The organism is Rhizomicrobium sp. (assembly GCF_056722145.1).
Genome location: NZ_JBWZET010000377.1, coordinates 1 through 13,454 on the forward strand (window position 1 = coordinate 1; position 13,454 = coordinate 13,454).

The 13,454-nt window shown below is 64.2% G+C and carries 11 protein-coding genes; 4 read left to right on the plus strand and 7 right to left on the minus strand.

Features of this window, described 5'->3' with window-relative positions; all coding sequences use genetic code 11:
• The first annotated feature begins 326 nt into the window (after nucleotides 1–326).
• From AC1P6P_RS19955 to AC1P6P_RS19970, 4 genes are all read left to right on the plus strand, one after another.
• Nucleotides 327–728, plus strand: a complete 402-nt coding sequence (locus AC1P6P_RS19955; RefSeq protein ID WP_481404198.1) for a PadR family transcriptional regulator — start codon at nucleotides 327–329, stop codon at nucleotides 726–728.
• The gene (locus tag AC1P6P_RS19960) at nucleotides 706–1,605 is read left to right on the plus strand and encodes a sensor domain-containing protein (protein ID WP_481404199.1); all 900 of its coding nucleotides are present in this window, start codon (nucleotides 706–708) and stop codon (nucleotides 1,603–1,605) included. The genes AC1P6P_RS19955 and AC1P6P_RS19960 overlap by 23 nt, the downstream gene beginning before the upstream one ends.
• Nucleotides 1,606–1,898: 293 nt before the next feature.
• Entirely contained in the window at nucleotides 1,899–3,473 is a 1,575-nt protein-coding gene (locus AC1P6P_RS19965; RefSeq protein ID WP_481404200.1) for a peptidoglycan DD-metalloendopeptidase family protein, read from the plus strand.
• A 114-nt stretch (nucleotides 3,474–3,587) separates the two neighbouring features.
• Nucleotides 3,588–4,160, plus strand: coding sequence for an acetate uptake transporter (locus AC1P6P_RS19970; protein ID WP_481404201.1), 573 nt, complete (start codon nucleotides 3,588–3,590; stop codon nucleotides 4,158–4,160).
• A gap of 67 nt (nucleotides 4,161–4,227) precedes the next feature.
• Here the strand turns inward: AC1P6P_RS19970 and clpB are convergent, their stop codons facing one another.
• The 7 genes from clpB to ispG all read right to left on the minus strand — a co-directional run bounded on the left by clpB (nucleotide 4,228) and on the right by ispG (nucleotide 13,422).
• Entirely contained in the window at nucleotides 4,228–6,840 is a 2,613-nt protein-coding gene (clpB, locus tag AC1P6P_RS19975) for an ATP-dependent chaperone ClpB (protein ID WP_481404202.1), read from the minus strand.
• Nucleotides 6,841–7,150: 310 nt separating this feature from the next.
• Nucleotides 7,151–7,609, minus strand: a complete 459-nt coding sequence (locus tag AC1P6P_RS19980; protein ID WP_481404203.1) for a DUF4167 domain-containing protein — start codon at nucleotides 7,607–7,609, stop codon at nucleotides 7,151–7,153.
• A 226-nt stretch (nucleotides 7,610–7,835) separates the two neighbouring features.
• Nucleotides 7,836–8,624, minus strand: coding sequence for a peptide chain release factor N(5)-glutamine methyltransferase (gene prmC, locus AC1P6P_RS19985; RefSeq protein WP_481404204.1), 789 nt, complete (start codon nucleotides 8,622–8,624; stop codon nucleotides 7,836–7,838).
• 10 nt (nucleotides 8,625–8,634) lie between these two features.
• Nucleotides 8,635–9,717: a peptide chain release factor 1 gene (prfA, locus tag AC1P6P_RS19990; RefSeq protein WP_481404205.1), complete on the minus strand. Its 1,083-nt coding sequence runs from the start codon at nucleotides 9,715–9,717 to the stop codon at nucleotides 8,635–8,637.
• Between the two features lie 45 nt (nucleotides 9,718–9,762).
• Entirely contained in the window at nucleotides 9,763–11,073 is a 1,311-nt protein-coding gene (locus AC1P6P_RS19995; protein WP_481404206.1) for a hypothetical protein, read from the minus strand.
• Nucleotides 11,074–11,127: 54 nt separating this feature from the next.
• Nucleotides 11,128–12,078, minus strand: a complete 951-nt coding sequence (locus tag AC1P6P_RS20000; protein WP_481404207.1) for an aspartyl protease family protein — start codon at nucleotides 12,076–12,078, stop codon at nucleotides 11,128–11,130.
• A 222-nt stretch (nucleotides 12,079–12,300) separates the two neighbouring features.
• On the minus strand, nucleotides 12,301–13,422 hold the full coding sequence (gene ispG, locus AC1P6P_RS20005) for a flavodoxin-dependent (E)-4-hydroxy-3-methylbut-2-enyl-diphosphate synthase (protein WP_481404208.1): 1,122 nt from the start codon (nucleotides 13,420–13,422) through the stop codon (nucleotides 12,301–12,303).
• Nucleotides 13,423–13,454 lie beyond the last annotated feature (32 nt).

The following is a 13,454-nucleotide window of genomic DNA, read 5'->3' on the forward strand; positions in this document are numbered from 1 at the left end:
GCCGTAAAGCAGGGATTAACCGTACGCCCTGCCAGACCCAGTTTGGGACGATTTTTGCGGGCCCGGCGCGCGCTGCTTCACGCCTGAAGAAGCCGTAGCGTTTTTTCAGGCAGAAATTCTCGGCATAGCTGCATCCAACCAGCCAACTGGCTGCATCTACCCTGTGCCAATACGGAATTCGCCGGTTGGTAAGAATGTGTTAACCGTTCCGGGTGTGGATTCCTAAATAGTTTGAACTCCCCACTACTCGGGACTTGCATATTGTGAAGTTCACGCTAGATTGAACTTAGCAATAGCCGAGAGGGCGGAAGCAACGCGAGTGTGACGTGACTGAAGAAACGCAATACACGCGTAAATTCCGTAAGGAGCTAATGGCCGGACTATCGTCCTTGGTCCTGCTGGCAGTGCTCGCGCGCGCCGGCCGGGAAATGTACGGATACGAAATCGCCAAAGCCGTGAAGGCGGAAGGCGAAGGCGGGCTGATCTTCAAGCAGGGTGCGATCTACCCTGTCCTGCGCTCGCTCAATGCACTCGGACTGCTCGGCAGCCGCGTCGAGGCTTCGGCGTTCGGACCGCCGCGCCGCTACTACAACATCACCGACGAAGGGCGCAAAGCGCTCGCCGAATGGCAGTTCGCCTGGCGCGACATGCGCGAGTTCGTCGACGACGCGCTCAAAGCCGGTGTCACCCCCGGAGGGACGGGTAATGAATATCGTCCAACCGCCTAATTCGGTTCGCGGCTATCTGTTCGATTTGCGACGGGCGCTGAAAGGCGCCCCGCGCGGACTGATTGCCGACGCTCTCGCCGATTGCGAAGAGCATCTCAACATGGAGATCGCGCAGAATCCCGATCTGGATGAAGCCGCGATCATGGCCTCCGTCATCGATACATACGGATCGCCGCAGGAAATTGCAGAGGAATACCGCGACATGGAAGCAACCATTTCCACGCCATTCCCGAAGCAGGATGCCGAAAACGGGCGCGGCGGCGGCTTTTTCGGAGTCGTTTCCGATCCGAAGACGTACGGCGCCCTGCTCTACATGCTGCTGTCGCTGGTCACCGGCACGTTCTATTTCGTCTGGACCATCGCCGGCATTTCGATCACCGCAGGAACCAGCGTCCTCATCATCGGCATTCCGCTGGCGCTGGTGTTCTTGATGTCGTTCCGCGTGCTCAGCCATCTCGAAGGACGCATCGTCGAAGCGCTGCTCGGCGTGCGCATGCCGCGCCGCCTGCCCGCCGCCAATGTCGAAGAGAAAATCTGGCCGCAAATCAAGGATGCGCTCGGCGATGTGCGCACCTGGACGAGCGTGTTCTATCTGCTTCTGATGCTGCCGCTGGGCATCGTCTACTTCACCCTCACGATCGTCGGCTTGTCGTTGTCGCTTGGTGTTGCCGGCGTTTCGCTCTATTCGCTGGTCACCAACGAGAGCCACATCCAGGTCACCGGACTTCCGTGGTTGGAACACCTCTTCCACACCGCGCCGGGTCTCATTCTGCTCGTTGTCGCCGGCGTGCTGCTGTTTTTCGCGCTGCTGCACCTCGCGCGCTTCGTCGGCTGGATGCACGGTAAGATCGCAGAGGGCCTGCTGGTTCGCCTTTGATCTTCCGCCTACGCAGTATCCACATTACAACGATTTCAGGCTGCGGCGCGTGATCCAAATCGGAGCGCGCCGTGTGTCTTTGCAGCCTCATTGTTGCATCGAGCACATCACACCGCGTGCGACCGATTAACCGAGACGATGCGGCGGATTCGTTGGTACGTGTGCGCGCGTATCGTTAATCCAGGAGTAATGGTTGACGCGCCAGCATGCCGTGGGGCTATATGCGATCCGCGTTTCGACGCTCCGCAACGGTCTGAGACAACTACAACAATCGCATAAGCCAGGGAGCAATCGTGAACCGTCGCACCGAATCGACGCCGCTGAATTTCGAGCCGGAATGGTCGGGCTCGCAGCGCGAAGCGGCGACGTTCAACAGCGAAGGCCGCTGGCGAATTGTTTCCACATCGGTATCGGCACTGATCGTCGGATCGGTCGCGTGGCTCGCAGTTAACACGATGCCGCCGGTTTCGGGCGGCACTGTGGAAAACGCCAATCGCGGTTTCCTGCCTTACCGGCTGTTTCAGCAGCTGACCCAGAGCGGCCCGGATGGATTGTTCGGATCCACACCGAATCCGACAGCGCAGCAACCCGGTGCGCTCGACCACGCCGCCAACGCCGAACGTGCCGCGCCGCATCCCTCGACCGAAACGCACACGGTGACGCTGGAGTCCGGCGATACGCTGGCCGGGCTGCTCGAGAATGCCGGCATTTCGGCCGACGACGCCAATGCCGCCATCGCCGCACTCGGCAAGGTGCACAACGCCCGCTCGCTGAAGGCCGGGCAGAATTTCGAAATCACCTACGACACGCGGCCCGACATCGCCGGCGCCAGCGCCAATGATCCGTCTGCAGACGAAGGCGACGAAGACATGTCGCACGGCCAGGCGGTGGCGGGCGAACCGATCACGCGGCTGATCTCGATCAAGTTCTCGCCAACGGTCGATCACGACGTCACCGTGGCGCGCGCCGGCGATGGCAGCTTCCAAGCGACCGACGCGATCAAGCAGCTCGTCCCCCACGTTCATCGCGCCGGCGGTACCATCGACGGCAGCTTCTATGCCTCAGCCATGCGCGCCGGCATCCCGACCGACGTCGTCGGCGAGATGGGCAAGATGTTCTCGTACAAGATCGACTTCCAGCGCGACCTGCAGCCGGGCGACTCGTTCGAGGTGTTCTACGACTACTACTACACGCCGGAAGGCGTGCCGGCCCACCAAGGCACCATCTCGTACGCGATGATGAAGACCGGCGGCCGCCAGATCGTGCTCTATCGCTATCAGGCGAACCCGAACGATCCGCCGGAATATTTCGACGCCGGCGGCGAAAGCGTCAAAGGCATGCTGATGAAGACGCCGGTCGACGGCGCCCGCATCACCTCCAGCTTCGGCATGCGCTTCCATCCAGTGCTCGGCTATTCGCGCATGCACAAGGGCGTCGACTTCGGCGTTCCGATCGGCACGCCGGTGATGGCGGCCGGCGGCGGCACCATCGCGTTCATGGGCTGGTCGAACGGCTACGGCCGCTTCGTCCGCATCAATCACGGCAGCGGCTTCGCCACCGGCTACGGACATCTGTCGCGGTTCGCGCCCGGCCTGCACGTCGGTTCGAAGGTGCGTCAGGCGCAGATCGTGGCCTACAGCGGCAATACCGGCATGTCGACCGGCCCGCACCTGCACTATGAGACCCTGGTCAACAACCAGCAGGTCAATCCGCTCAAGCTGAAGATGGCGCAAGGGCGCAAGCTGGCGGGCAAGGAATTGCGCGCCTTCCAGGCCGAGCGCCTGCGAATCGACGACAAGCTGGCGGCCACCAAGCTCGAGACCAAAGTCGCCGACGTCGCCACCAACCTCCGCAACGGCACGAAATAACGCGCTATTTCCGCAACTTGCCGGTGGCGAACCTTTTTCGTTCGTAAGACGTACGAGACTCGCGCACACTTCCAGGCTGCCGGCGCATAGACCGGCGATCTGGGGAGTGAAAGCATGGCGAACGAAAACGCACCGCAGGTGAATCCTGCGGCCCTGGGACTGGTCGCATTCGGTCTCACCACCGTTCTGTTGAGCCTCATCAATGCCGGCGTGCTGCCGCCCGGCGGCGAACCCGTCGTCATTCCGCTGGCGATTGCGCTTGGCGGTACGGCGCAGATTTTCGCCGGCATCTTCGAAGTGAAGATCGGCAATACCTTCGGCATGACGGCCTTCATCGCCTATGGCGCGTTCTGGTGGTGGTTCGCGCTGCTGCTGCTGCTCGGCGGCAACCATGTGCTCGACCTGTCGGCCGCCCATTCCACCATTGCCGTGGCGCTGCTGCTGTGGGGCGTGTTCACGCTCTACATGTGGATTGCGTCGTTCCGGCTGTCGCGCGTGGTCAACCTCGTGTTCCTGACGCTGTGGATCACGTTCTTCCTGCTCGGCACTGGCGCGCTGTTCACCATGCCGGCGATCAGCCATCTCGGCGGCTGGATGGGCCTCGTCTGCGGCACGCTCGCGCTCTACGGCAGCTTCGCCACCGTCACCAATGCGACGTTCGGCAAGATCGTGCTGCCGGTGGGGTGAAACGCAGGTGTCATCCCCGGCTGCGCAAGCGCAACGTCACCGTGCTCGCCGGGGATGACACCGTTTGTCAGTTCAAGCTTCGGCTCGGCGCGTTCTCGTAGGCGAGATCGTCGGCGGTGGTGAATTCCTCGCCGTTGAGGGTGAGAGAGGAATGGCCGGCGCTGACCTCCACCGTGGCGCCGTCGCCGATCTTGCCTTCGAGCAGCAACTGCGCCAGCGGGTCCTGCAGGCGGCGCTGGATCACGCGCTTCAGCGGCCGCGCGCCGTAAACCGGATCGTAGCCGGCATGCCCCAGCCAATCACGCGCCTTGGCATCGAGCCGAATCGCGATCTTGCGATCGGCCAGCAGCTTCGACAAACGGGCGATCTGGATGTCGACGATTTTGTCCATGTTGGCGCGCGACAGGCGGTGGAACAGGATAATTTCGTCGAGGCGGTTGAGGAACTCGGGACGGAAGTGCGCCCGCACCGCCGCCATCACTTCGGCACGCACCTCCGGCGTATCCGGGCCGGTCATCAGTTCGGTTCCGAGATTGGAGGTCAGGATGATCACGGTATTCTTGAAATCGACCGTGCGCCCCTGCCCATCAGTCAGACGGCCGTCATCGAGCACCTGCAGCAGCACGTTGAACACGTCAGCGTGGGCCTTTTCCACCTCGTCGAACAGGATCACCTGATACGGCCGGCGCCGCACCGCTTCGGTAAGCACGCCGCCTTCCTCGTAGCCGACATAGCCCGGCGGGGCGCCGATCAGGCGCGCGACCGCGTGCTTCTCCATGAATTCGCTCATGTCGATGCGGACCATGGCGTTGTCGTCGTCGAACAGGAACGCGGCCAGCGCCTTGGTCAGTTCGGTCTTGCCGACACCGGTGGGGCCGAGGAACAGGAACGAGCCGATCGGCCGGTTGGGGTCCTGCAAGCCGGCGCGAGCACGGCGCACGGCGTTGGAGATGGCGCGCACCGCCGGCGTCTGGCCGACGACGCGATGTTCGAGCGCCTCCTCCATCTTGAGCAGCTTGTCGCGCTCGCCTTCCAGCATCTTGTCGACGGGAATGCCGGTCCAGCGCGAGACGATCTGGGCGATGTGCTCAGGCTGCACCGCCTCGTTGACCATGGCGCTCTGGCGCCGCTCTTCGATATCCTGAAGCTGCTTGTCGAGGCCGGGAATGACGCCATATTGCAGCTCACCGGCGCGGGCATACTCGCCGCGGCGCTGGGCGATGGCGACTTCGGCCCGGGCCTTGTCGAGGCGATCCTTCAGCGACTGCACGTCCTGGACGGACTGCTTTTCCTCTTTCCACTTCGCGGTCAGCACGGCGGACTGCTGTTCGAGGTCCGCAAGGTCTTTTTCGAGCGTGGCGAGCCGGTCCTTGGAGGCCTTGTCGGTCTCCTTTTTCAGCGCTTCGCGTTCGATCTTGAGCTGGACCACACGGCGGTCGAGTTCGTCGAGCTCGTCGGGCTTGGAATCCACCTGCATGCGCAAGCGGCTGGCCGCTTCGTCCATCAGGTCGATGGCTTTGTCCGGCAGGAAGCGGTCGGTGATGTAGCGGTTGGAGAGCTGCGCGGCGGCGACGATGGCGCTATCGGTGATGCGCACGCCGTGGTGCACTTCGTACTTCTCTTTCAAGCCGCGCAGGATGGAAATGGTGTCTTCCACCGTCGGCTCGCTGACGAACACCGGCTGGAAGCGGCGGGCCAGCGCGGCATCCTTTTCGATATGCTTGCGGTATTCGTTGAGCGTGGTGGCACCGACGCAATGCAGTTCGCCGCGCGCCAAGCTCGGCTTGAGCAGATTGGAGGCGTCCATGGCGCCTTCGCCGGCACCGGCACCGACCAGGGTATGCATCTCGTCGATGAAGAGGATGACTTTGCCTTCGGCGGCGGTGATCTCGTTGAGCACAGCCTTCAGCCGCTCCTCGAATTCGCCGCGATATTTGGCACCGGCAATCAGCGCGCCCATGTCGAGCGCCATCAGTCGCTTGTCGCGCAAGCTTTCCGGTACGTCGCCGTTGACGATGCGCAGCGCCAAGCCTTCGGCAATGGCGGTCTTGCCGACGCCGGGCTCGCCGATCAGTACGGGATTGTTCTTGGTCCGGCGCGACAGCACCTGCACCGTGCGGCGGATTTCCTCGTCGCGGCCGATTACCGGATCGAGTTTGCCGGTGCGCGCCAGTTCGGTGAGGTCGCGGGCATATTTCTTGAGCGCGTCATAGGCGTTTTCCGCCGTGGCGCTGTCGGCGGTGCGGCCCTTGCGCAGATCGGCGATGGCCTTGTTCAGGTTCTGCGGCGTGACCCCGGCATCCTTCAGGATGCGGGCGCTGTCGCCGGCGGACATGGCGAGCGCGAGGAGCAGGTATTCGGCGGTGACGAAACTGTCGCCGGCCTTGGTCGCGACCTGCTGGGCGCTCTCGAGCAGGCGGGCGGTGTCGTTGTGGACGTAACTCTGCTGGGCGCCTTGCACCTGCGGCATCTTCTGGAGCGCGCGGGCGACGCTGTCGCGAACCTGCTCGGGACGGCCGCCGGACGCGGCGATCAGGCGGGCAGCAAGGCCCTCCTCATCGTCGATCAGGACCTTCAACAGGTGCTCGGGGGTGAAATACTGGTGGTTGGAACGAACAGCGAGTCCCTGCGCGGACTGAATGAATCCACGCGCGCGTTCGGTGAACTTCTCGATATCCATGTCTGCCTCTCAAGCCCTCGCCATTCAGGCCCCACAGTTGCGGCAGCCTAGGACGAGTCCGGTTAATGCACGACCGGCTTTTTCAATGGTCGCGCGACGTACCGGAAAACCGCAAAACGCACTTTTCCGGTCGCGCTCCACAGGGGCGCCGTGCTGGCAGATATGTGGGAATTGGGAGGGGCGGCTACAAGGGGGCGCGACGGAATGAAACCGCGCAATCCCCCCTCCGGCCTGGCGGCCACCTCCCCGCTATTCGAACACCGTGCCCGCTGATGGGGCGGATATCCGCGGGGGAGGAAAGACTATTCCGCTATTCCGCGACTTCGGCTTCGTCGCCTTCTTCTTCGCCCTCGTCGAGGTCCTGGCCCTCAGCAAGCGAGAAGGACGGCGCGCTGGCGGAACCGGCGACGGGCGGCACGCCCGGCTGGTCGCCGGTGCCCGGACGCGGCTGCTGGCCGTTGGCAATCTGCTGGGCCTGCCACTGCGCCTGCTGAGCCTGCGCGGCGGCCATGATGCGATAATAGTGCTCGGCGTGCTGCAGGTAGTTCTCGGCCATGACGCGGTCGCCGCTGGCGTTGGTGTCGCGGGCGAGCTGCAGGTACTTTTCATAGATGTGCGAAGCGGTGCCGCGGATCTTCACTTCCGGGCCGCTCGAATCATAGCTGCGGTTCGGATTGAATCCGCCACCACCGCCGCCGCCACCACCGCCACCGCTGTGTCCGTTGTGACCGTTCTGCGGCCTGCGGCCGCCTCTGCGTGAGCGTTTCACTCAAATCCCCTTGGGTTCGGACCAAACCGCGTTCTGTGGACCGCTACGTCCACTGCGCGCGCGCAGGCCGGCTTGCATGAACAACATCCGAAATACGTCTTTCGCAGTGCCAGAGGCCGGGCGCGATCTACGCGCCACATACGCCTGGCCCTGGGGCCCGGCGCCTCTCCCCGGAATCGGAAACTAGCTGGAAGCCGTGGCCATTCCAACTCTTTTTTCGTCCCGGCTAGTTCGGACCCGGTCCGGTAACCACGACCCGCGGGATTCCCGCCAAGTCCGGGGCTATATGGAGCACAGACAAACCCTCCGCCGCCATCAGGGCTTGTGCTGAGACCGCCTGCCCGGCGCCGATTTCCACGAACGCGGTCCCGCTCAGGTGGCGCCCGAAGGCGGCGGCCAGCGCCCTTACCGCGTCCAGCCCGTCGGGGCCGCCATCGAGGGCGCTGACCGGCTCGTACGCGCGTACATCGGGCTCAAGTCCGGCAATGTCGGCGGCCGGAATATAAGGCGGGTTGGAAACAACCACGTCCCACCTCCCGGCGACATTCTTCATCCAGTTGCCAAACCGTACTTCCGCCCGTTCCGCGAGCCCGAGATGGGCGAGATTGCGGCTCGCTACGGCAAGCGCTTTCTCAGAGGCATCAATGCCTAAGCCGCTGGCCTTGGGAAATTCCTTTAACAACGCCGCGAGCAGGCAGCCCGATCCGGTTCCGAGGTCGAGAATCTTCAGCGGCGCGGCACTCGACGGGAACCGGTCCAGCACCTGCTCGACGATGGTTTCCGTCTCCGGGCGTGGAATCAGCACCGCCGGCGACACCTCGAATTCGAGGCTCCAGAACTCTTTGGAACCGACGATATAGGCAATTGGCTCGCGCGCGAGGCGGCGCTTGACCAGGGCCGCAAACTGGCCGGGATTGCGCTGGGCGGCGTCCCACAACAGCCGCACGTCGAGGCGGGGGTTGCCGACTCCGGCCTCAGTGAGCCGGCGGATCGCATCGGGCCTCGGATCAGTCATACCGGATCGCTCACGCTTCGTCCGATTCCAGTTCGGCGAGTCGGCTGGCCTGATCTTCGGTCACCAGGGCATCCACCACGTCGGCGAGGTCGTCGCCGGAAATGATGCGGTCGAGCTTGTAGAGGGTCAGGTTGATGCGGTGGTCGGTGACGCGCCCTTGCGGGAAATTGTAGGTCCGGATGCGCTCGGAGCGGTCGCCGGAGCCGACCAAGGACTTGCGTTCCGAGGCGCGAGCGGAATCGACGCGTTCGCGTTCCATCTCGAACAGCCGCGCCTTGAGCAGCTTCATCGCCTGGGCCTTGTTCTTGTGCTGGCTCTTTTCGGTCTGCTGCGCCACCGCCAAGCCGGTCGGCAGATGGGTAATGCGGACCGCGCTTTCGGTCTTGTTGACGTGCTGGCCGCCGGCGCCGGAGGCCCGGAAAACGTCGATGCGCAAGTCTTTGTCGTTGATCTCGATGTCGACGTCTTCGGCTTCGGGCAGCACCGCCACCGTGGCCGCCGACGTATGAATGCGCCCGCCCGCCTCGGTTACCGGTACGCGCTGGACGCGATGCACGCCGCTCTCGAACTTGAGCTTGGCGAACACGCCCTGCCCCTGCACGTCCAGCACCGCTTCCTTGATGCCGCCGAGATCGGATTCGGACAGACTCATTACGTCGACCTTCCAGCCCTGAAGCTGGCAGTAACGGGTGTACATCTTGAGCAAGTCGCCGGCGAACAGCGCCGCCTCGTCGCCACCGGTGCCGGCGCGGATTTCGAGGATGGCGGAGGAATTGTCGGCGGCATCCTTCGGCAGGAGCTGGATCTTGAGGGCGTGTTCCAGCGCTTCCAGCGCGCCCCTCAGCTCGGCCCGCTCTTCTTCCGCCAGCGCCCGCATCTCGGAGTCGGTGGACGGATCGGCGATCAGCGTCTCGGCGTCCTCGATCTGCCGCTGGGTGGTGCGGTAGGCGCGCGCGGCTTCCACCACCGGCGACAGCTCGGCGTGCTCCTTGGACAGCTTGACGAAGGACGGCCCTGCCACGCCCGACGACAGTTCCGCCTCCACGGCGTGGAAGCGGTCAAGCAGGCGTTCGAGTTTGGCGGTCGGGATCATGGGAGCGGCGCAATACCACGGGACGGGCGCGCTCGTAACCCCCCGTCAGCCGGCTCGGCGCAGCGACCCCGCGACCTGTCGCCAGACTTGCGACTGGCGCACGAAACTGAGCACGATCGCAGCCAATACGGTCATCTCGAACCACCACAGCGGTTCGCGCAGGAAAAGGGTCGCGACCTGGATCACGCTTTCGGCCGGCGTCGGCCCCGATCCGCCCATGATATCGGCGAGCAGCATCAGATCGGAGCGCGCCGATTCAGCCCACAGGCAGCCTGCGAGCGCGCCCAGCGTCCAGCCGATCAGGCACCGCAACCCGGGCTCGGCGCGCTCCCGCAGCCGCCACAGGCCGGGCAATGCCGCGACCAGATACACCGCGCGATAGTTGAGGTTCGCCTGCACGACGAAGCACGACACCATCACCACCGCGGCGAACAGCAACAGCGCGTACGCCCACTCGCCCCAGATCGTCGGCGGCAGCAGCACATCCAAACGGCGCGACAGCCGCCACGCTGCGATGCCAGCGGCGACGAGCAGCACGATCAGCAACGGAGCCAGCGCCCCGGGACGCAGGCCGGCCACATCGGCAAGCCCGAGCGTGAACTGGCGGGCACCGAACGTGTCGCCGAACCAGTCCGCTCCCGGAAACTGCATCCGCGCGAAGGTGTAGCGGAACTTGCAGGCGAATAACGCCAGCGCCGCGATGCTGAACCCTGTGATCACCAGGAACGTCTTCAGACGCTCGCGCAAGGCCATGGCGAGCAGGCAGAATGGATAGAATTTCAGGAACCCGAGCAGAAATCCGGCCGCGGCCGCCAGACGAAGCCGCAGCCGTGGCGTCGCGACGACGATCACCGTCGCCACAACGACGAAGAAAACGACATCGAGATTGCAGCGGTCGAGTGCGAAAACGAACACCGGCGAAGCGGCGACCAGCCAACCCACCCCGACCTCGGCGAAACTACGCGGCCGGACCACGGCCACGAGCAGCGCGAGAAAGGCGCCATCGATGGCAAGTCCGAGCGGCAGCGTCGCGGCGATGCCGATGCCGCCCAGCCAGGGACGGGCGAGCAACGGCGAATAGTTCAGCGGCCGGCCGATCGGATCGCAGGGATTGTGAACCAACACGTCATAACCGCGGCGGGCGCACTCCGACCACGACAGCACGCCTTCGAGATCGAAGAACGGCAGCGGCGCGGCGTAATTCGACACCACCACGGCATCGAGCCCGAACCAGCGCATCGCCCAGAAATAGAGGACGCCGTTGGTGAGCCAGATCAGCACCCAGGCGCCGTAGAACGCCACGAGCCCGGCCGCGAACAGCAGCGTCCAACGCGAGTCCCAACGCGAAACTTCCATCACGCCCCCCGGCGATCCGGGCGCATTGTGCCGGGGCCGGCGCGTGGCCGCAAGCTATCCGCGCTTGTGGTTCACCCAGGGGCTGGCCGAGGCGAGTTTGAGGCGGAACTCCTTGCGCCCGTAGTCGATCGAAACGGTCTGGAACTCGCGCAGGAAGTTGAGGCCGATCAGCAACGCCGGCTTGTCGATAAGGCCCCAGATGCGGAACACGTCGAGGTCGGCCACCGCAATCTCGCAACCGGAGAATTCCAGGTTGCCGAGCAGGATGGTTTCCACCTTCACCACCTTGCCTATGCGCGATCCGCCGGTGATGCCGGTCAGCTCGATGTCGCGGTCGCCGGTATAGCCGGGGCCACTCTGCATCAGCGCCTGCCGCAGCGCCTCATTACCCGCAGAAACCTCGGCGCCGGAATCGAGAAACGCCATCGTCAGAACGCCGTCGACGCGGCAGGCCACCGAGCGCAAATGGCCGTCATCGCCCGGCGCCGATAGACGGGTATCGTTGCCGGTCTTCTCGACGAATTCCAGCGGCAGACTGTTGGTGACGCGCAACGTCCACTTCTTGAAATCAAACACGACGCGGTGATTGCCGATAGCATCGAGACCGAGAAAGCCGTCGGCTTTCAGTAGCGCGCGCGGCAGCACCGGCATGTCGAGAGCGGAGCGCACGACGGCGCCGAACCGCAACTCGTCCACCGGCACGCTCACCGCCGGCAGCGCGCGGATGATCCCCTGCACCATCACCTGATGGCCGGCCTGCAGATGCAGCGCCTGGGCGACGTCCTCGGCGATCACACTATGGTCGGCGCCGGTGTCGACGATGAAATGAAACGGCCCCTTGCCGTTGATATGCACTGAGGTGGTGAGCTGGCGCTCCTGGATTTTCACCTGCGCCGGCAGCGGCTCGAACCCGCCCGGATTTTCGGCAAAGGCGGAACGGGAAAAAGCGAGGCCGGCGAGGCCGCATCCAATCAGGTCCCGGCGCCGCAGAGCGATCATGGACATGTTCTCCCCCGTGGGCGGCTCGCTGACGGCGCCGCCACGGAAGCCATGCTAACAGATCGGCAGCTCTCAGCCGATCATTTCTACGAGAACGGGAACGGTTGGCGTACCATCCTTCACGAACCCGCTCATCGCGGATTTTCGTCTTTCCTCCCCGGCTATAAAACGGAGCGTGCGGCACGTGGATTGTGCGCCACGGGGGAGGAAAGGAGGTGACGCGAGGTCCTATTCCGCCGCGGTGTTGTGGGCGGCTTCGATTTCAGCGGCTTTCTTTTCGACCAGATCGACGACGTGCTCGATCAGGTCCGGATTCTCGATCCGGTAGACCGGCTTGCCGTTGAGATAGATCTGGCCGTGGCCCTTGCCGGCGCCGCCGCCGGTGAAGCCGATGTCGGTCCCCAGCGCCTCGCCCGGCCCGTTGACGACGCAGCCGATGATGGAAAGGCTCATCGGCGTGGTGATGTGCTTGAGGCGATCCTCCAGCGTCTTCACCGTGTTGATGACATCAAAGCCCTGCCGCGCACACGACGGGCACGACACGATGTTCACGCCGCGGGCCCGCAGCCCGAGACCCTTCAGGATATCGAAGCCGACGCGGACTTCTTCCACAGGATCGGCCGACAGCGAAACGCGGATGGTATCGCCGATGCCGCTCCACAGAAGCTGGCCCATGCCGATCGCCGACTTCACCGTACCGGAGATGAGACCGCCCGCCTCGGTGATGCCGAGATGCAAGGGACAATCGATCGCCGCCGCCAGCGCGCGATAGGACGCGACCGCCAGGAAGACGTCGGATGCCTTGACCGAAATCTTGTATTCGCGAAAATCGTTGTCATCGAGGATGGAGGCGTGCTTGAGCGCGCTTTCGACCATCGCTTCGGGACACGGCTCGCCGTACTTCTCCATCAGCTCATGTTCGAGCGAACCGGCATTGACGCCGATGCGGATCGAGCAGCCATGGTCCTTGGCGGCCTGCACCACTTCCTTGACGCGCGCCGCCGAGCCGATGTTGCCGGGATTGATGCGCAGGCACGCCGCGCCCGCTTCCGCCGCCTCAATGGCGCGCTTATAGTGGAAATGGATGTCGGCCACGATCGGGATCGTCGCCGCCTTGCAGATCGCCTTCATCGCCGCGGTCGACTCTTCGTCCGGGCACGAGACACGCACGATGTCGGCGCCCGCTTCTTCCACCCGGCGGATCTGGTCGATGGTCGCCTTGGCGTCGGCCGTGACCGTGTTGGTCATGGTCTGCACGCTGATCGGCGCATCGCCACCGATGGCGACCGGCCCGACATGAATCTGCCGGCTCTTACGCCGTTGGATTTCGCGATAGGTACGCACGCTCATGGCAACCCTTTACAGCCAGACTTCCTACCGGC

Coding starts and splice junctions, on each gene's coding strand:
- AC1P6P_RS19960 (WP_481404199.1), top strand. CDS start 706: ATGAATATCGTCCAACCGCCTAATTCGGTTCGCGGCTATCTGTTCGAT.
- AC1P6P_RS19970 (WP_481404201.1), top strand. CDS start 3,588: ATGGCGAACGAAAACGCACCGCAGGTGAATCCTGCGGCCCTGGGACTG.
- clpB (WP_481404202.1), bottom strand. CDS start 6,840: ATGGATATCGAGAAGTTCACCGAACGCGCGCGTGGATTCATTCAGTCC.
- prmC (WP_481404204.1), bottom strand. CDS start 8,624: ATGACTGATCCGAGGCCCGATGCGATCCGCCGGCTCACTGAGGCCGGA.
- prfA (WP_481404205.1), bottom strand. CDS start 9,717: ATGATCCCGACCGCCAAACTCGAACGCCTGCTTGACCGCTTCCACGCC.
- AC1P6P_RS19995 (WP_481404206.1), bottom strand. CDS start 11,073: ATGGAAGTTTCGCGTTGGGACTCGCGTTGGACGCTGCTGTTCGCGGCC.
- AC1P6P_RS20000 (WP_481404207.1), bottom strand. CDS start 12,078: ATGTCCATGATCGCTCTGCGGCGCCGGGACCTGATTGGATGCGGCCTC.
- ispG (WP_481404208.1), bottom strand. CDS start 13,422: ATGAGCGTGCGTACCTATCGCGAAATCCAACGGCGTAAGAGCCGGCAG.